The sequence below is a fragment of the Ureibacillus thermosphaericus genome (genome assembly GCF_012396605.1).
GTDB lineage: Bacteria > Bacillota > Bacilli > Bacillales_A > Planococcaceae > Ureibacillus > Ureibacillus thermosphaericus.
Genome location: NZ_JAAXPW010000045.1, coordinates 1 through 17,585, shown reverse-complemented (window position 1 = coordinate 17,585; position 17,585 = coordinate 1). Strand labels below are relative to the sequence as shown.

At 32.9% G+C, this 17,585-nt stretch carries 19 protein-coding genes; 5 read left to right on the top strand and 14 right to left on the bottom strand.

What is annotated here, in order from left to right; translation table 11 throughout:
* Nucleotides 1-165: 165 nt before the first annotated feature.
* From HF990_RS13650 to HF990_RS13615, 8 genes are all read right to left on the bottom strand, one after another.
* Nucleotides 166-426, bottom strand: coding sequence for an AlbA family DNA-binding domain-containing protein (locus HF990_RS13650; protein WP_168412812.1), 261 nt, complete (start codon nt 424-426; stop codon nt 166-168).
* Nucleotides 427-911: 485 nt separating this feature from the next.
* Entirely contained in the window at nt 912-1,202 is a 291-nt protein-coding gene (locus HF990_RS13645) for a hypothetical protein (protein ID WP_247595895.1), read from the bottom strand.
* 208 nt (nt 1,203-1,410) lie between these two features.
* Nucleotides 1,411-2,052 (bottom strand): outer membrane protein assembly factor BamD, encoded by a 642-nt coding sequence (locus HF990_RS13640; protein ID WP_168412811.1) that lies wholly within the window; start codon nt 2,050-2,052, stop codon nt 1,411-1,413.
* Between the two features lie 851 nt (nt 2,053-2,903).
* On the bottom strand, nt 2,904-3,815 hold the full coding sequence (locus tag HF990_RS13635) for a nucleotidyl transferase AbiEii/AbiGii toxin family protein (protein WP_168412810.1): 912 nt from the start codon (nt 3,813-3,815) through the stop codon (nt 2,904-2,906).
* Nucleotides 3,815-4,423: a type IV toxin-antitoxin system AbiEi family antitoxin domain-containing protein gene (locus HF990_RS13630; protein WP_096550370.1), complete on the bottom strand. Its 609-nt coding sequence runs from the start codon at nt 4,421-4,423 to the stop codon at nt 3,815-3,817. Before HF990_RS13630 ends, HF990_RS13635 begins: the two co-directional genes overlap by 1 nt.
* 315 nt (nt 4,424-4,738) lie before the next feature.
* Nucleotides 4,739-5,125, bottom strand: coding sequence for a type II toxin-antitoxin system PemK/MazF family toxin (locus tag HF990_RS13625; protein ID WP_168412809.1), 387 nt, complete (start codon nt 5,123-5,125; stop codon nt 4,739-4,741).
* Nucleotides 5,125-5,433 carry an AbrB/MazE/SpoVT family DNA-binding domain-containing protein gene (locus HF990_RS13620; protein ID WP_168412808.1) on the bottom strand — a complete coding sequence of 103 codons (309 nt, stop codon included), beginning with the start codon at nt 5,431-5,433 and terminating at the stop codon, nt 5,125-5,127. Before HF990_RS13620 ends, HF990_RS13625 begins: the two co-directional genes overlap by 1 nt.
* A gap of 353 nt (nt 5,434-5,786) precedes the next feature.
* Nucleotides 5,787-6,029 (bottom strand): hypothetical protein, encoded by a 243-nt coding sequence (locus HF990_RS13615; RefSeq protein WP_096550368.1) that lies wholly within the window; start codon nt 6,027-6,029, stop codon nt 5,787-5,789.
* Between the two features lie 709 nt (nt 6,030-6,738).
* Between HF990_RS13615 and HF990_RS14980 the strand changes: the two genes are divergently transcribed.
* From HF990_RS14980 to HF990_RS14970, 3 genes are read left to right on the top strand one after another with little or no spacing between them, the layout of a single operon-like run.
* The gene (locus HF990_RS14980) at nt 6,739-6,948 is read left to right on the top strand and encodes a hypothetical protein (protein ID WP_210730832.1); all 210 of its coding nucleotides are present in this window, start codon (nt 6,739-6,741) and stop codon (nt 6,946-6,948) included.
* 1 nt (nt 6,949) lies between these two features.
* A complete protein-coding gene (locus tag HF990_RS15410) occupies nt 6,950-7,384 on the top strand; it encodes a transposase family protein (RefSeq protein ID WP_210730831.1) in 435 nt (144 codons plus the stop codon).
* Complete coding sequence (locus tag HF990_RS14970; protein WP_409373623.1) at nt 7,273-8,001, top strand: ISL3 family transposase; 729 nt, start codon at nt 7,273-7,275, stop codon at nt 7,999-8,001. The genes HF990_RS15410 and HF990_RS14970 overlap by 112 nt, the downstream gene beginning before the upstream one ends.
* Before the next feature lie 371 nt (nt 8,002-8,372).
* Here the strand turns inward: HF990_RS14970 and HF990_RS13605 are convergent, their stop codons facing one another.
* Both HF990_RS13605 and galE read right to left on the bottom strand, forming a co-directional pair.
* Nucleotides 8,373-9,632 carry a sugar transferase gene (locus HF990_RS13605; RefSeq protein WP_322788744.1) on the bottom strand — a complete coding sequence of 420 codons (1,260 nt, stop codon included), beginning with the start codon at nt 9,630-9,632 and terminating at the stop codon, nt 8,373-8,375.
* A gap of 35 nt (nt 9,633-9,667) precedes the next feature.
* On the bottom strand, nt 9,668-10,660 hold the full coding sequence (galE, locus tag HF990_RS13600) for a UDP-glucose 4-epimerase GalE (protein ID WP_168412813.1): 993 nt from the start codon (nt 10,658-10,660) through the stop codon (nt 9,668-9,670).
* Between the two features lie 264 nt (nt 10,661-10,924).
* Between galE and galU the strand changes: the two genes are divergently transcribed.
* Both galU and HF990_RS13590 read left to right on the top strand, forming a co-directional pair.
* Complete coding sequence (galU, locus tag HF990_RS13595; RefSeq protein ID WP_096550367.1) at nt 10,925-11,803, top strand: UTP--glucose-1-phosphate uridylyltransferase GalU; 879 nt, start codon at nt 10,925-10,927, stop codon at nt 11,801-11,803.
* A gap of 107 nt (nt 11,804-11,910) precedes the next feature.
* The gene (locus HF990_RS13590; protein ID WP_168412807.1) at nt 11,911-13,197 is read left to right on the top strand and encodes a glucose-6-phosphate isomerase; all 1,287 of its coding nucleotides are present in this window, start codon (nt 11,911-11,913) and stop codon (nt 13,195-13,197) included.
* Nucleotides 13,198-13,657: 460 nt separating this feature from the next.
* Here the strand turns inward: HF990_RS13590 and HF990_RS13585 are convergent, their stop codons facing one another.
* The 4 genes from HF990_RS13585 to HF990_RS13570 all read right to left on the bottom strand — a co-directional run bounded on the left by HF990_RS13585 (nt 13,658) and on the right by HF990_RS13570 (nt 17,420).
* The gene (locus HF990_RS13585; RefSeq protein ID WP_168412806.1) at nt 13,658-15,025 is read right to left on the bottom strand and encodes a sugar transferase; all 1,368 of its coding nucleotides are present in this window, start codon (nt 15,023-15,025) and stop codon (nt 13,658-13,660) included.
* A 95-nt stretch (nt 15,026-15,120) separates the two neighbouring features.
* Entirely contained in the window at nt 15,121-15,873 is a 753-nt protein-coding gene (locus HF990_RS13580; RefSeq protein ID WP_168412805.1) for a glycosyltransferase family 2 protein, read from the bottom strand.
* 3 nt (nt 15,874-15,876) lie between these two features.
* Nucleotides 15,877-17,022: a glycosyltransferase gene (locus tag HF990_RS13575; RefSeq protein ID WP_168412804.1), complete on the bottom strand. Its 1,146-nt coding sequence runs from the start codon at nt 17,020-17,022 to the stop codon at nt 15,877-15,879.
* Between the two features lie 50 nt (nt 17,023-17,072).
* On the bottom strand, nt 17,073-17,420 hold the full coding sequence (locus tag HF990_RS13570; RefSeq protein WP_168412803.1) for a hypothetical protein: 348 nt from the start codon (nt 17,418-17,420) through the stop codon (nt 17,073-17,075).
* Between the last annotated feature and the right edge of the window lie 165 nt (nt 17,421-17,585).

Genomic DNA, 17,585 nt, shown 5'->3' with positions numbered 1-17,585 from the left:
TTGTTCAAATGATGTTTTTCGTGTAAACTTATCCATGGTTTTGTCCTTTGTATTGGATTTGGATGGTTTACTACCACCCAACCATTATAAAGGATTTTTTTGTGTTTAGATTATATTTCAGAAAATTCGGTTTATTTGAAGGTGTTAAATTATTTTAATGCGACGCTAGTGAGATGGAATACATTTTTGAAATCCACATTGGAGGATATCATTCACTTTTATATTCCCTTGAGAAAGTACTCCTTCAATTTTCCCATCCTCAATTCCAACGACTATTAATCCTCCATCAGCATTTGCAAATCCTATAATTGCTTCAGCTAATTTGTTAATTTTGATACTTGCCGACTTGCGATCAAAAAATTGATTCTCTTTCTCATTTAATAAAAAGTCAAGAGTTATTTTACTGTTGTATTTAGAAATCTTCACCGTTTTCCCTCCTTCCAGTTTTCGCAAGGGGTTTTTTCTTTTAACTGTTACCTTATATCATTATTATTATGCATTATTCCTTCATTGTCCTGTAATTACCTGTAATTAATCAAAAAAATTCATGAAACTACATATTTCTGAACGCTTTTACTTTTTCTCCCTACAGAAAATTAACACAAATACCAGTTGTTTACATACTTCCATGTCGTGCAAACTGTCCAATTCACTCAGTGTTCCAGTGCTAAGTTTTTGATTTCAAACTACAGCAATACACCTATCCATCCCCTCAAAAAATCCCTTGGATAATTTCTCCCTTCAAGGAACCAGTTCAATCATATAGGAGTATTACGATGACATAAACTCGAACATGCGGGTATTTCTAGGTAGTATAAATAATCTCTCTTCTAAAGGTTTAATCGGAGCATAACTTATACTACATCCATGGGAAAATATACGGGATGGATGTATATCATTCTTCCTGTAAATTAAGATATACAAATTTCCTTTAGTTCTTCAAATATTTGTTTCTTTGTTCTTCTTAATTTTTTCCTTAACTTTAAATCCTCAAAAAGCCAATCTGAAACTATTTCTCCCCACTTTTCCTCATACATCATCCCTTTCTTTTTAAATGATTTCTGTTTAGGGAGTTGATCTTCATCCGCATACTTCTTAGCTGTTTGCCAATTATTTCCCATTGTTCTTTGTATTTCTGAAATAGATAAACCTTTGTTATTTCTTAAATGTTTGATACAATTAATATCAGACATTGCTAGCATCCTTTCTTACCTCCACTACCAATTGCTTGACACAATTACTGTAGTGGGACTTGGGGTGACTGGCAAGTCTTTTTTTGTTTATGCACAAAAATTTAGTGCAGGACTCTGCATTTTTCCTTTGCAAAGCTCTGCACTTTTATTTTGCCATACACAATTTTACGCTTACTTTTTAACAAACTTTAGGCGGTAACAGGCGCACATACCTAAATTATTTTATTACGCTGCTATATTTATTTGGGATTTCATTTGATGTGATTTTTTGAATTGATTCTAATACCCATTGTCTGTTTAGTGCCATAACACTTGAAGAGAACACATCAAAACTAGAATCAAGTTCTCCCAACAAATCAGTTGTCCCACCATCCGTATATATCTGATTATTAACTTCTTCCTTTAAATATTGATAACCTCTAAAACTATCATCAGCTCTTATACTTTCAATAAATTTATTAATATCATTGTCAGCGCTTGTATCAATATTTTCAAATTCGTCAATCAATTTTTTTATATCTTTCATTATATATTCCATATCTGATGCTGATACAGATATACCGCTTCTTAATTGCTCTTTTTCAATATTATACAACCCTGTTAGAAAATCATTTGCTTTTTGAGCATTAGCTATTTCTTCTTCTATTTCTGAAACCTTCTTACGAATTTCGTCAGTATTTTTTAAAGATAATATTTCTTCATATGTATCTATTGCCTTTTCTAATTTTCCTTCGTTATAGTAGTCCTCAGCGAGACTTGTCAGATTTCTAATTTGCTCATTTGTTTTTTCTTCTTCACTCTGACAACCTATTATAAATAAAATGAGTACAGAAATGGTGACTAAAATTATTTTTTTCATAACGATAAATTTGGTCCCCTTTCATATAATTTCCATAATTATTATAGCATTATTATCATCGTCTACGATAGTAAATCCTTCAAAAGTTGTTGCTGCAACAGCTGCAGTTTTAATAGTTACTTGCGCACCATATACTTTTTCGTTTCCAACTACTACATAAGGTTTAACAATTACACCGCTAGTAGGGAAACCTGCTACAGTTACGTTACCATCTGCATCTACATGAGAAGTGTCGGCAGATTCGAACTTAACTGTATAGTCTGGAGTGATGTCATTTCCGTCTTTGTCATAAACTTTAGTTTCAAGTTTATTGTTAGCTGTATTAGAAACTACAGTTTTAACAACTTCAACCTTAGCAGCAGAAGCTACGTTATAAGTTGTTTCAACTGGAGCTAAATCCTTAACGCTAACAACACAAGTTTTTCCAACAGTTAATGTATCACCAGTTGTAATAGTTACTTCTTTACCTGATACTTCTACTTTCTCAAGGTATAAGTCTGCGTTGTTATCTTTAAGAGCAACTTTAACATTAGCTAATTTAATATCAGATACTTCTTTGTTTAGAGTTACTTTAACAGTTTTCTTGTTAATCGCACTTTATCAAATTCGTATTTTTCCAATCTGAAAAGTTTTAATTATATCAAACACCTTGATGTATATAGTTTTTGCCATGTTGAATAATTCGATATACTCATTTGGTCTGTAAATATATTGAAAAAAGCAAGCTTCGTGATCTTGTACAATCTACTAAAAAAGAGCCTGACTTTTTTTGTCAGGCTCTATCAGACATTGCTGCTCAATTCATTTAGTCTACCCTATGCTTTTCTAATTTTTGAGCTGTTGTCTTCTTATTACTCCCATTTAAGAATCTGACAATTCCACATTTCAAAAAATTCATCTTCATTTAAAATTGAGTCATATACAGGAAAAAGAAAATCTCGAATTTTCTCCATGACGAAGGGAAACTGTAGATCTTCTTTTATACCCGTTCTTTGCAAAAATGCCTTCCACTGTTTGTTTCGGCTCTCATCTTCTGCAAAAGAAGGTGAAAACACAGGATGTCCTTTTTCTAAATGCGTCCCACGTCTTTGAAATGTTTCAAATATCGCTTCCCATAAAACACGCCCATCAAAGTTTTCAGTAGATAAAAGCGTAAAAATATCATAGAAATCCTTCATTCTACTATTGACAACAGATAGTGAAATCATCGCCTCAAATTTTTCAGCTATTACTGAATAAGTTGAGTAGACTCGAATTTCCGGGGGCTTCATATTTAATAAAGTAGGATACTGCATCTCTTGTGGTTTTGGGATCACGACATCACCAAACCCAATATCCAGTTGCAATTGCTTTTTTATTTTGCCAAGTGCTGCCGGAATTTTAATACGAATCCCTTCATAATCAGCACCCTCTTTAATTCGTTCAGCCGTAATGCCCTTTACATCAAATTCGACTCCATCTTCTTCAGCGGTTAACGTACAAATGGACTCAAACGCAGCTTTGATATATTGAATATCATTCGAAATTTGTCTGGCTAAAAAGTCAATATCTTTTGTTGGTCTAGATTTAAATTGTGTTAAGGAAAATAAAACGAGACCGCCTTTTAGAATAAATTTATCCCGATAATTAGAAATGGAAAGTCGATATAGTAACCTTTCTTGAAAATACAACAATAAAATTAAATCAAAGGTTTTTCCGCTTTGTTTGGCAATATTCTTTAGTCTTTCACCAACTGAAGCAGATATATTTTTAACATTTCCCATTATAAAAGCACCTCTAAGTATTTTAATAAAACGGTCTTGATGCGCATTTTCTCAGCACATTCCACCAATTTATTTATATTTTTTTCAGGACTTTGTAAATAATTTCGCAAACCTTCTTTCATTAAATCGATTCCTATTTTTTCTCTGTATCGAATAATATCACAAATCGTTTTTTCACGATTATAAATGCTTATTTTATGGCCACCTACCTCCACTTCTTCAATTCCATATTCAAACTGTTTTTTTGAAAAGTAGAAAATTTTAATCGGTGGATAATCAGGCAAACTGGGTTTCCTTGATTTTCTTTCAATAGCAATTTGGTACTCCCACGGGTTATAAGTTGTTAACTCATAAAAAGACAACGCCGACAAAAGACAAAGAACACCATTCGGGACAACTTTTGATACTTCAACCACTTCTTCATTTTGATCATTTTCAAATTCAGCATAACGGTAAAGTCCACGTTTGATCCTAATTATTTCTCCATTTTGTTCGAACTTTCGAATATAATATTTGCTCACTCCTTCTCTAGTTAAGTCTTCTGTCGTCGCAAATCCCTTTTGGCGAACAAAAATATCTTTTATTATCTTGCTTACTTCTTTATTCATGTTATCACCACTCTTTTCACCTAAAGGTCGGCATTTATAATTAATTGCAAACGTTTAATAAACCTAATTCTCCATTATATTTATAATATTCCTTTTTTATTTTAACGTATACACTTATAATTTTATGCCGATACTTAGTAAAATTTCTATCACTATATTTATCAATAATAGTAATAAATTGGTTATTGAAACTGTGACATCCCGTAATATCGAGAACTACGTCGTACTTATTCCTCCTAAAAAAGCTGTTCCTTGGAGAATTTTCTCTCCAAGGAACAGTTTCGATAATCCCTTTCTGAAAGAGAAAGGATCATGTCAAGTCAGATATGTTTCTATTTTCGCTAGGCATTCATCAATGATTTTATCTATTTCTTCAATTTGTGCATCTTCTGGATTATACTTCTTTAAAATTTTTAGATTACGAGCTTTCCAATCGAATGATTTAATTTGATCAGTTAAAACTACCCCTGTTATTGGATAGCCATCGCCATCAGGGGTTATTCCTTCTTTTGGTAAATCCACTTCGAAGGGATAACCCTTCTTTTGATTGGTAATCGGACAAACAGCTATAAATCCTGTTGTTTGATTGAATTCTTTAGGTGATAAAACAATAGCATTTCTTCTCCCAGCCTGCTCATGACCAGCTTGTGAATTGAAGTTTAAAACAACGAAATCGCCTCTCTCTGGTACGTCTGCTGGCATTAAATCAATTCACGCCCTTCTATCCCGAAATCAATTTCCTCGTGTCGATTTTCAGGTGTAATCTGTGATATTAGTTCTTCCAGTGTGTATTTCTTCCGTGTTCTTTTTGGCTTCAATGTGATGATACCTTCATTTCCAATCACATTTAATTCCATTTCGGAACCTTGTTTAATCCCTATTTTATCAGCAATATCTTTTGGGATACGAATGCCCAAACTGTTTCCCCATTTTTGAGCAACAACTGTAGACATGTAGTCCCCTCCTTTACTTTGGTTTATTTTGCTTTCTAAATGTTCCTTTGAGTTCATTATATCAACCCAACCCAAAATGTATATACATAGTATATACATACTTCCGAAAAATGATACCCCTGATTTTTCCACCAACAAATATTCTCGTCGCAAAGGCGATCATTTGAATCGATTAATTAAAAATGCATTTTTCAGACTCAAAAGCATATATCAACAAGTATAGTTACAAACGTTGAACTGCGAAATGGTACCGTCAAGAATTTTGTGTAATGTAAGATAGTAGGGTATCTTTGAAATGAATTTGGAATGAATAGGGAACTAGGTTCCTCCACACAGGAGACTGAATATTCAGTCTCCTGTGTGGAAAGGGAGAATCCCCCTATTTTGTTTGTTTACTTTTCTTTTTCGCTCTAAGACAATTTATGAATCATTGCCATCCTTCCTTTTGGAAACACGACCTGATGATTCTCATCAAACGTCAATGGTTCGTTTACTTGGAAAATAAAGAATGCCTCTCCTTTTTGCATGGTTTCTTTAAAATCTTTATAACGTACTTTAAAGATTGCATTCACTTCATCCAGAGATAAAGCGTCGATCACAGCAAATTCTTCATCTTTCTCCTTTGTTCTTCGTACGACATAATAACGACTCATGAAAATCCCTCCATATTAAAATTGTTGATAAATAAAAAAACATCGGCAAGAATGCCAACGACTGTTTTTCGTCATACATCCTTACCGATGATTTTTAACCTATTCTTCGAACCCAAAAGGCCATCGTTTATTCAATTGTTAAAGCAAAAGTAAATAAAAAGAATTGTACACTATTATTCTAACGGATATTTTTTCCGGTTTTAACCTAATCTGCATATATTCCAATGCAAAAGAGCGCAGTCATTCTTTATTTGTTACAATAGATAAAAAAACATTGTATTGAAATGGGATTGACTTTTGTGCAACAGGGATCAACGGAACAATCAAGAGAACGATGGACACAGGCAACATCCTTCCCCGTTCCCATCCCCTTATCATTGAGCAAGAAAACAAGCATATTTTCCATTCGTCCATTGACTCGACCATGCCAGCGGGAGACAGGGGATTGCCGCTTCAAGAGACAAACCGAACCAAATCCATATAAGAAGGGCATGAAAAAACATGGATGATCACAAAGAATGTTGCCCTTATTACGGAGCCAATCTACAGGGAGACCCAATTCCGAAAGAAGTGCAGCACCATTGGCTCTATAATATTTGGTGTTGGTGGATACAACCAGCACCATTTTTTTACACAAAAAAATGAGACATGTGACAAACTCTGGTAAAATGTAATCGACCAAAACCACATTTACAAGGAGTGATGTCACATGTCTCATCATTATTCTATACGTAATTTATTAAATATTAAAGACAAAAATATCACATTTGATGAAAATTTTTGTTCTACCGAAACGATCAAAAAAGTAAAAGCGAAAGTCTTTCATGGGACGTTAACGTATCAACCAAAAGCTTGTTATGCTTGTGGACATGTCTTCGATGATCAAATCATTAAACACGGTTTAAACGTCTCTCATTAAAATGCCTAGCATTTCAGGTTTTCATACCTATTTAAAATTGCGTAAACAGCGTTATTTCTGTAAACATTGTCATGCCACGTTTACTTTAAAAACGAGCGTCGTGGCTAAAAACTGTTGTATTTCCAACAATACTAAAGTAGCGATTGCTTTAAACACCAAAGATAAAATATCCGAAAAAGATATTGCCATCAAACACAATGTATCTCATGCCACTGTCAGTCGTGTCACTGACAGCTTTTATAGCTACTATCAACCAAATGTTCACTACCTTCCACAGCATTTGTGTTTTGATGAGTTTAAATCGAAGCTGGAGCGATGTCCTTTATTTTCTGCGATTCTGAAACGGGGGAGATGGTGGATATCGTGGAGGACCGAAGATTACCTGTCCTCAAAGAGTATTTCTTACGGTATTCCAAGAAGGCGAGAGATGCGGTAAAAACGATTGTCATCGATATGTACAGCCCTTATATTTCCTTAATCCAAGAAGTTTTCCCTAAAGCGGAAATCGTACTCGACAAATTCCATATCCTCCAACTATTTAGCAGAGCTTTAAACAAAACGCGCATCAACGTCATGAATCGGGATAAAAAGAATTACAATAAATTGAAAACATACTGGAAACTCCTTCTGAAAGATCAAACAAAACTTGATTATAAGAACTATACATATCATCGCTGCTTTAAAAAGCATATGTGTGAGGTGGAGATTCTCCACTATCTCATTGATTTAGATTCTGAATTAAAAGTGTCCTATGAGTTATACCAATACGTTCGCCATTGCATCAAAGCCAAAGACTTTGAGCTCTTGAAGAAAACCTTGGCGAATAAACAGAACAGCGTTTCCAGCTATATGAAAACCGCCATCAAGACAATCAACAAATACATCAATTACGTCGAGAATACGCTAAAGTACGATTATAATAACGGCATTTTAGAGGGGATTAATAACAAAATCAAAGTGATGAAACGCATTTCTTTCGGTTATCGATCCTTCTATCACTTTAGAAACCGAATATTCATTACCCAAAACTTAGCGAAAATAAAAACAGCTTAGGGGAACCTCGAATTTCCCCTAAGCCATCCGATTATATATTACCAAATAATGTCACTAAAATTTATTCACCAACACCATTTGACAAAGAACCTATTTTTTTAAGTTGGATCTTTATTATTACCGATATAAATACGATGAACTAGCGGAGAAATATAATGTTTCTGTTTCAGCTTTGAAGAAACGGAGAAATCGATTGATCAAACGGTTGCGGGAGGAGTTGGGGTGAGAGTGTAATGCTAGGTACTTGATGCAAAATCGAATACGGGCAGTACTGAATAATTATTATTTTTTCTGTACTGCCCGATTATTTAGTCTAATGTCTTGGTATCGATATATACTAAAGTTATATAGTCTTATCAACACTTAGCTATTCACGATTTCAAAGTAAGATTCTTCGTCTCGATTCTTTCTTTTCTCTCTTTCTTTCCTTCAGCCTTTGTTTTGTCAAATAATACAATAATTGTTTTAAATTGAATAATAATATCTAGAATGAATGAATAATTTCTAATGTAGAATAAATCAAACCGTAATTTATCATCAACACTAGTTGTATATTTACCCATTATTTGTGCATAACCAGTAATACCTGGTTTAACAATATTTCGATAAAAATAATGGTTTAATTCCTTTTCAAACTGTTTTGCAAAATATTCTCTCTCAGGTCTTGGACCGACAATGGACATATCACCTTTAAGCACATTTAGCAATTGTGGCAATTCATCCACTCTTGTTTTACGCATAAATCGACCAACTTTTGTAATACGGGGATCATTTTTTCCTGCTAATACAGGACCTGTCATCTTTTCTGCACCTTCAACCATTGAACGGAACTTATATATAATAAACTCCTTATTGTCTTTGCCTAAACGTTCTTGCTTATAAAAAATACTGCCTTTTGGATCCTCCAACTTAATAAGGAGGGCAAAAATTATAAACAACGGTGAAAGCAGAACTAAAGCAATAAACGATGCAACGATATCATATAACCGTTTTACAGCTTGTTGTCCCATCGACAAGCCAAGTGGTTTCATAGCCATAACCATTGTATCATCTATAGTTGTATTAACTGAGTGGGCCAATAATAAATCATAAAGATTTGGAATTACATAAACAGGTTTACCCTTTTCGACAGAATGGTAAATCACTTTTAACTTTTTCTCATTTTCAATACCCGAACCAATCATTATAGAATCTACAAATTGTAAATGTTTCAAAATTTGATTTATTGGTTCACTGCTGCAGATAAATTTCACATGTACTTTTTTGCCATATTGATTTAAAATTTGGTTAGTAATTTTATCTTCTTCTTCTTCACTGCCAATAAAAAGAATGGTTCCGATGCTTTTTGAAAAAATTATATTGTATAAAATCTTCCAAGAGATTAACAAAATATTCATCAGTATGTATGCAATTAATATGACAGAACGTGGAAGTGCAAATTCACGGAACAAGAAGGAAGCTGCCATCGTAAAAAATAGCATTAATGTACTTGCAATGACAATGCTTCGTATAATATCCCAATTACTTTTTGTATCAAATATATATAATTCGTACATTACAATAAAAACTAAACCTATTAATAGTATCCATGGTAATAGAGAAATAAAAGCATTCCAGTTTTGTGGATCAATATTATCAAATCTTATATGAAATGCAAGATAAAAACTTAACGACTTTGACGACTTTCAAATCTCCAAGCATCTCTACACATATCAACAATATTTCGTTTAGCTTTCCAGCCTAATTCTTTTTCTGCCTTCGAAGCGTCTGCGTAACAAACCGCAATATCTCCTGGTCTACGTTCCACAATTTGAAATGGCACTTTTATTCCATTTGCCTCTTCAAAAGCATGAACTAACTCTAACACACTAGTTCCTTTCCCAGTACCCAAATTGTAAATATGTACACCTTTTGAAAGATGCTTATACGCTGCTACATGCCCTTCTGCCAAATCCATGACATGGATATAATCTCGCACACCTGTACCGTCCGGTGTAGGATAGTCATTGCCGAATACTCTTAACTTTTCTAAATCTCCTTTTGCCACTTTTGTAATATATGGCATCAAGTTATTTGGAATGCCATTTGGATCTTCTCCGATTAATCCACTCTCATGGGCACCAACTGGGTTAAAATATCTTAAAATCGAAACAGAAAAGATTGGATTTGCCTTTGCCACATCCATTAAAATCCTTTCACTCATAGCTTTTGTTTCGCCATAAGGGTTCGTTGTCGGCAATAGCTCCATTTCCTCTTTAAAAGGCACTTTATTTTCACCATAAACGGTTGCAGAAGAGCTGAATACAAATTTATTCACATTATATTTTTTACATACTTTCGCTAAAATCATTGTACTTACTACGTTATTTAAATAGTATTTTAACGGTTCTGCAACAGATTCTCCAACCGCCTTATATCCTGCAAAATGAATAACCCCTTCTATATCATGTTTTAAAAAAATTTGTTCCAAGGCTTCTTCATCAGTCACATCAACATTGTAAAAAATAAAATTGTCATTTAATTTTCGAAGATTTTCTAACACTGGAGGCTTACTGTTTGAAAAATTATCTACTATAATCAATGAATAGCCTTGTTCCATTAAAGCCACACATGTATGCGATCCGATATATCCGGCTCCACCTGTTACTAAAATTTTCATCATTTTTCAACCTCATCTATTTATCAAAATTGCCCATCAAACTAGTAAAATAATAGCATTAGTAAACAGAATAAACTAAATTTTAATTATATACAATAACTCCACTAATTTGAATTCATTGAAAAGGTTTATTAATATATTTTTTCTTACATATTCTATATTTTTTAACTCTTTATTGCTAAATGGAATAGTGAGTTTAATGTCAAGTCTTTCATGCTTTGTGTTATGATTATGAGTGTATTTATTAAGAAGGAGAGAGTTTGTTTGAAAAAAATTCGAAAAGCCATCATCCCAGCGGCAGGTTTAGGAACACGGTTTTTACCTGTAACAAAAGCCATGCCAAAAGAAATGTTACCAATTGTAGATAAACCAACCATTCAATATATTGTCGAAGAAGCGATTGCTTCTGGAATTGAAGATATTATCATCGTTACCGGTAAAGGAAAACGAGCGATTGAAGACCATTTTGACCACGCCTTTGAACTGGAGGCAAATTTAATCGAAAAAGAGAAATTCGATCTATTGGTGAAAGTCCGTGTATCATCGGATATTGATATTCACTATATCCGTCAAAAACAACCTCTTGGACTTGGACATGCTATTTGGTGTGCTCGTAACTTTATAGGAAATGAGCCTTTTGCTGTCTTGCTTGGAGATGATGTAGTTCAAAGTGAAACACCATGCTTAAAACAATTGATTAATCAATACAATAGCACTTTTTCCAGTGTCATTGGTGTAATGGAAGTGCCGGATAGCGAAGTCCATCGTTATGGTGTCATCGATCCAATCTCAACAGACACTCCTTTAATGCAAGTATCAAAGTTTATTGAAAAGCCATCCAAAGAAGAAGCCCCTTCCAATTTTGCGATTATTGGAAGATATATTTTAACTCCTGAAATTTTCTGTTTTTTAGAACAAAAGAAAGCGGGAAAAGGTGGAGAAATTCAATTAACAGATGCCATTGAAGAATTGAATACAATCCAACGAGTATTTGCTTTTAGATTTGAAGGGAAACGCTATGATGTCGGTAATCAAATGGGCTTCATTGAAACGACGATTGATTTTGCTTTAAATCGTGATGACTTACGGGAAGATGTAAAAAAATTTATTTTAGAAAAAGCAAAACAATTATCTGAACAATGATTCATTATGGAGGAATTTTCAATCGTCTCCTCCAATAGACATTTTGTTTAAAACATTTCTATGTCATAATAGAAGGACGAATAAATAAATAAATAAATAAATGAGGCATGAAATTGGTCACTCATTTAGTACAAACTACACTTTTAAACTGTAATCTAGAAGAGCATGACATAGATCAATATAAAGATCAGGTTAAAGAAATCCACTATCAATTGGAAAATTCTAGTAATATGACGGGGTGGATCGACTACCCTTTACAAAATCATGATGAACTTTTCAAACAAATACAAAATTTGAAAAACGAAATCTGTGCAAAAGCAGATGTTCTAGTTGTTATAGGAATTGACGGATCATTTTTAGGTGCCCGAGCGGTGCAAGATGCGTTAACTCCTTATTTTGGCATACATAAAAATGGAATTGAAGTAATATATGTTGGGCATCATATGAGCGGTGCCTATATGAAACAAATTCTTACATATCTTTCTGATAAAGAAGTATACATCAATGTCATTTCGAAATCTGGAGGTACAATGGAGCCTGCACTTGCCTTCAGAGTGTTACGTCAGTATATGGAAGAACGTTACGGTGAAGAAGCTGTTCATCGAATCATTGTCACAACGGATCCTGAAAAGGGATTGTTAAAGAAAACCGCCGATTTAGCTGGATATCGCCGTTTCGAGATTCCTCCTAATATTGGTGGTCGCTATTCGGTGTTAACCCCTGTAGGACTGTTTCCTCTTGCCATTGCAGGTATTGAAATTGGACAATTTATGGAAGGGGCTAAAAAAGCAGCATGTGAATTAAAAGATCCTGATTTAGCAAATAACCATGCTTACCAATATGCTGTCATGCGAAATAAGCTCTACAACAAAGGATATAGCGTGGAATTGCTAGCCTCCTTTGAACCTTCTTTAAAGAAATTCCATGAATGGTGGATGCAGCTATTTGGTGAAAGTGAAGGAAAAGAAAGAAAAGGATTGTTCCCAACATGTGTTACTTACTCTACGGATTTACATGCAATCGGACAATTCATTCAAGAAGGAAGCCCAATCTTGTTTGAAACGCTTCTTCATTTCCATGATATTGAAGGCGATTACATCGTGCCTTATGACGAACGGAATGAAGATGGATTAAATTATTTAGCAGGCCGCTCCTTTAACGAAATCAATGCAACCTCCAAACAAGGTACTGCTCTCGCCCACGCAGAAGGGGGAGTTCCAGTAATTCAACTGGAAATGGCGAAACTGGATGCCTATCATTTAGGTTATTTAATCTACTTCTTTATGAAAGCATGTGCCATGAGTGCAAAGTTATTAGAAGTTAATCCTTTCGATCAACCTGGAGTGGAAGCTTATAAAAAGAAAATGCTTGAGTTATTGAATTCTTCTCAGTAAACAGAAAATTAACTTTAGAACATCTCCCTCAATGTGTTAGTAATTGCTTCAGAATGTATGAAAAAGAAAATTAACGATTTCTTTTCTACGATACATTGAGACTTTTTAACAAAAGACTTTCTTCTAAAAAGAACTAATGGTGAACCTTTCGTTAGAGCATTTGAACCCACTCACATTATAAGAACAAATATATGAAAGAGGCTATTCAGAAAGTCGATCACTTTCTGAACAGCCTTAATTCTTATAGTAATATTCTCTTAAAAACTTTGCTCCTGTGGTGGTCACATCAAAATGTCACCATCCTCGTCGCAAAAGGGGCATCTCAAATTGACTTTTCAGACGCCCCCTTGACTGCTAAACATTCCTAAACACTCATTGTTTTTGTTTTTTCATTTATCTGCTCACTTTTGATTCAAGTTTTTTTCAATTTATGTCTTTAAATTATTGTGATCGATAAACTTTAATAATGTAAAGAACGCTGTTTTTTCGGTTCTATATTCTCTTTTTCTTTCTTACCTTCAGATTTTGATTTATCAAATAGTACAATTAATGTTCTAAACTGAATGATAATATCAAGTAAAAAAGAATAGTTTCGAATATAGAATAAATCAAATCGCAATTTATCGTCCACACTCGTTGTATATTTGCCCATAATTTGGGCATAACCAGTTATCCCCGGTTTTACTGTATTCCTATATGAGTAATATTTTAAATCCTTCTCGAATTGTTCGGTGAAGTAAGCTCTCTCAGGGCGAGGTCCAACAATAGACATGTCCCCCTTCAATACATTAAATAACTGAGGTAGTTCATCTATTCTTGTTCGACGAATAAAATGACCGACTCTTGTAATTCTAGGATCATTTTCTCCTGCTAAAATTGGTCCTGTATTCTTTTCAGCACCTTCTACCATGGAGCGAAACTTATAAATCGTGAATTCTTTATTATATTTCCCCAACCTCTTTTGCTTATATAAAATACTTCCAGTTGGGTCATCTAATTTTATAATAATACTGATTAATAAAAATAGGGGAGATAATACAACTAATGCTATAAATGAAGCAACAATATCGTATAGCCGTTTAACTAATTGTTGTCCTAACGATAATCCAAACGGTTTTACAGCCATTGCCATTGTATCATCAATAGTAGTAATAATCGATTGAGATAGTAATAGATCATAAAAATCTGGAATAACATAAACAATTTTTTGATTTTTTACAGATTCAAAAATAATTTTCGATTTTACTTCACTAGAAATATTAGAACCGATAATTACGTAATCAACATATTGTAGCGTTTGATAAATGCGGTCCAATGATTCTTCACTCGAAGAATATTTGACTTTCATTCTCTTTCCAAATTGAAATTTTAATTGTTCAACAATCTTTTGTTTTTCCTCAATATCCCCTACAAAAAATACAATACCAGATTTTATGGACAATAGTTGCATTATTACAAGTTTGCAACATATTAAAAATATATTAATAAAAATATAAGCTATTAATATAACAGATCGTGGCAAGGCAAATTCACGAAATAAGAATGAGGCAGCCATTGTTATTAGCATCATTAAAGTAGAAGCAATAATCACATGACGAACTATATCCCATTTACTTTTTCGATCAACAGTATACAATTCGTACATTGTAACAAAAAACAATCCAATTAATAGTATCCAAGGAGATAAGGAGAGAAATGCATCCCAGTTTCGGTGTTCAATATTCTCAAAACGAATGCGGAAAGCTAATATATATGATAAAAAAATAAATGCTAAATCTATAAATATTAAAATCAGTTTTTGACTTCGCTGATTTGTTACACTAGACAAAAAAAAACCCCCTAGTAATTTTGGCTACTACTAGGGTTATTGTAACATAAAATTTATACTTTTTTGATGAAAAAATCAATACTAACATATTGTCTCTATAAATAATGTTTTTTTACCGCATTCCAAGCATAATGTGAAAAATTCCACAGAGAAGGAATAAAACTTAGATTTTCTGATTCCCTATAAACTTTCCACATTTTTTTGGCAACTTTAATTTTATTACTAGATGCTGAGTTTTTTACGATTCGGTAACTAGCTAATACTTCTTGTATGCAATAAGCCTTTTCACCATTTCTTAAAATTTTCAACCAAAGCGCTGTGTCCTCTGGTTGTAAATTGGGCATAATGGGCTTTCCTAATTTTTCAGTATCAAGCATTACCGTCAAACAACCAATTGTCGTATTTTTTAATAAATCTTTATAACTAATGACTTTTGGGCACTTAACAAGTCTATTTAAATCTTTTCCATCTTCATCAATCATTCGATAATTAGAAAAGGAAAAGGCACATTGTGTGTTTTGCATAAACTGAACCTGAATTTCTAATTTGTTTGGTTCCCATAAATCATCGCTATCAAGAAAAGCTATATATTTTCCTTTTGCTAATTTAATACCATGATTTCGAGTTAAAGCCGCTTTCGAATTTTCCTTCATTCGTTCAATTTTTATACGAGAATCTTTCTTTTGTAACTCTAACAAAATATCCCAAGTATTATCTGTAGAACAATCATCTACTATTATGTGTTCAAAATTATCAAAAGTTTGTTCCAAAACAGACTGTACGGTTTGAATAATAAATTTCGAACTATTGTAAGTAGGTGTAATTATTGAAACTAAAGGTTGGTCCATTATTTAATCACCATTTTGAAGATTTTGATATAGCTCAATTAAGTTCTTTTTGGTCTTTTCCCAACTATATTGAGGGTAGAGTGCTTTTGCATTTAATCCTTTTTTCATTAAATCCTTCTTATTTAATTTCATAACAGTATTTTTCAAATCTGTTTCGTTATATCCAACCACATATCCTATATTTTCTTTTTCAACTAATTTATCTATAGACGTTCCATTTGCAACAATACACGGTTTCCCGATATAAAGTGCTTCAAATAATTTATTTGGAGAAGCAATTTGATTATGTTGATAAGCTGGATCATATACCATGTATATCAAATCAATTTGTTGTACAACGGAAAGCACTTGAGGAAATTCGAGATATCCCAAGAAATATACATTATCATGTTTTTCAGCATAAAGCGTAATCTCTTCCTGTAATTCTCCTTTTCCCGCAATCCAAATACATACATTGTCTAATGATGTTAATTGTAATAACAAATCTATGCCGCGGTCTTTACTTAATGCACCATAATATAAAATATTAATTTTCTCCTCAGATTTTTGAATAGGATACTCCTTAATCTCTTTAGGAGGATCTATTGTATTATTAATTACAAATGTTTTCGGATGCAATTCATTAGGAATATTAATGAATCGATTTTCATCTGGTATGATAATTAAATCACAAAACTTCATAATTAATTGGCTTACTCTTGTAATTTGATTTCGAACTATCTTTGGTATGGGGCTATGGAATGTTTCTACGAAATCCGCAATATCATAAATAAACTTAAATGATAGATTTTGCTTTATTTTTTTTGCTAAGAAAACAGGAAACCCTAAATCAAAATCAATTGCATGAACGATATTATAGTTATTCCCGTTTTTTAATAAAAACTTAATAACCTTTATGGCGAATTTTAGTTTTTGGAAAGCAGTCAATATTCCTTTACCATATGGAGTCACACCACAATAAATCGTGTGAACTTTTATTCCTTCTTTAGCAAATTGTTGAATAGCCATTTGAATTACTTCTGAATTGATTCCACGATCCCAATTCAATATTTCAACATCATAACCTGCCTGTTTTAATGCTCTTGCAGCTCGGGGTAATCGATTTGCAATGAAGGCACTATTTTGGCATAGCAAAACTTTTGCCTGCAATTTATTTACCTCCATATAAGTTAAATGGGTATTGATTAATTTCTCTCATTTTAATGATAGTTACTTGACAAGTGATGCGAAGTAGATTCATTTAAAATTACATCTTTTGAATATTGTTTACCAAATAATAAGTCATATTGAATTAATTGATATATATATTCTTTCTCACTTAATTCTTTGGGTGTTTCAGTAAACAAATCCCCTTCACCACTTAATTTCACAACTGAGGTATATCCTGGTAATAATTTAGAAAAGTTACTTAAAAAACTATAATAACTTGGAGAATCTAATTCCGCCCATTCCATAATTTTAGGTGCTAAGAAACTCGAACTTATTGCACCGATTTCGTCTATTTCTTTGTCAAAATTATTCCATACAACTAATGGTGTTTTTTTCATATTCAATTCTTGTTCTAAAAAATTATTACTTTTATAATTGAATCAATTTCATAAATCATAGTTTTTCTGAAGTATAGAGTACCCCTATACTAAAAACTTCGTTTTTTTTTTAATTATGCAACTTGGTTTTGTTGCTGTAATAAAGCATTGATTCGATCAACTGCT

Bases quoted from the DNA above. Each gene is read 5' to 3' on its own strand.
- HF990_RS13645 (WP_247595895.1), bottom strand. From the start codon at position 1,202: ATGCTAGCAATGTCTGATATTAATTGTATCAAACATTTAAGAAATAAC.
- HF990_RS13640 (WP_168412811.1), bottom strand. From the start codon at position 2,052: ATGAAAAAAATAATTTTAGTCACCATTTCTGTACTCATTTTATTTATA.
- HF990_RS13635 (WP_168412810.1), bottom strand. From the start codon at position 3,815: ATGGGAAATGTTAAAAATATATCTGCTTCAGTTGGTGAAAGACTAAAG.
- HF990_RS13630 (WP_096550370.1), bottom strand. From the start codon at position 4,423: ATGAATAAAGAAGTAAGCAAGATAATAAAAGATATTTTTGTTCGCCAA.
- HF990_RS13625 (WP_168412809.1), bottom strand. From the start codon at position 5,125: ATGCCAGCAGACGTACCAGAGAGAGGCGATTTCGTTGTTTTAAACTTC.
- HF990_RS13620 (WP_168412808.1), bottom strand. From the start codon at position 5,433: ATGAACTCAAAGGAACATTTAGAAAGCAAAATAAACCAAAGTAAAGGA.
- HF990_RS13615 (WP_096550368.1), bottom strand. From the start codon at position 6,029: ATGAGTCGTTATTATGTCGTACGAAGAACAAAGGAGAAAGATGAAGAA.
- HF990_RS14980 (WP_210730832.1), top strand. From the start codon at position 6,739: ATGTCTCATCATTATTCTATACGTAATTTATTAAATATTAAAGACAAA.
- HF990_RS15410 (WP_210730831.1), top strand. From the start codon at position 6,950: ATGCCTAGCATTTCAGGTTTTCATACCTATTTAAAATTGCGTAAACAG.
- galE (WP_168412813.1), bottom strand. From the start codon at position 10,660: ATGAAAATTTTAGTAACAGGTGGAGCCGGATATATCGGATCGCATACA.
- HF990_RS13590 (WP_168412807.1), top strand. From the start codon at position 11,911: ATGAAATTGGTCACTCATTTAGTACAAACTACACTTTTAAACTGTAAT.
- HF990_RS13580 (WP_168412805.1), bottom strand. From the start codon at position 15,873: ATGGACCAACCTTTAGTTTCAATAATTACACCTACTTACAATAGTTCG.
- HF990_RS13570 (WP_168412803.1), bottom strand. From the start codon at position 17,420: ATGAAAAAAACACCATTAGTTGTATGGAATAATTTTGACAAAGAAATA.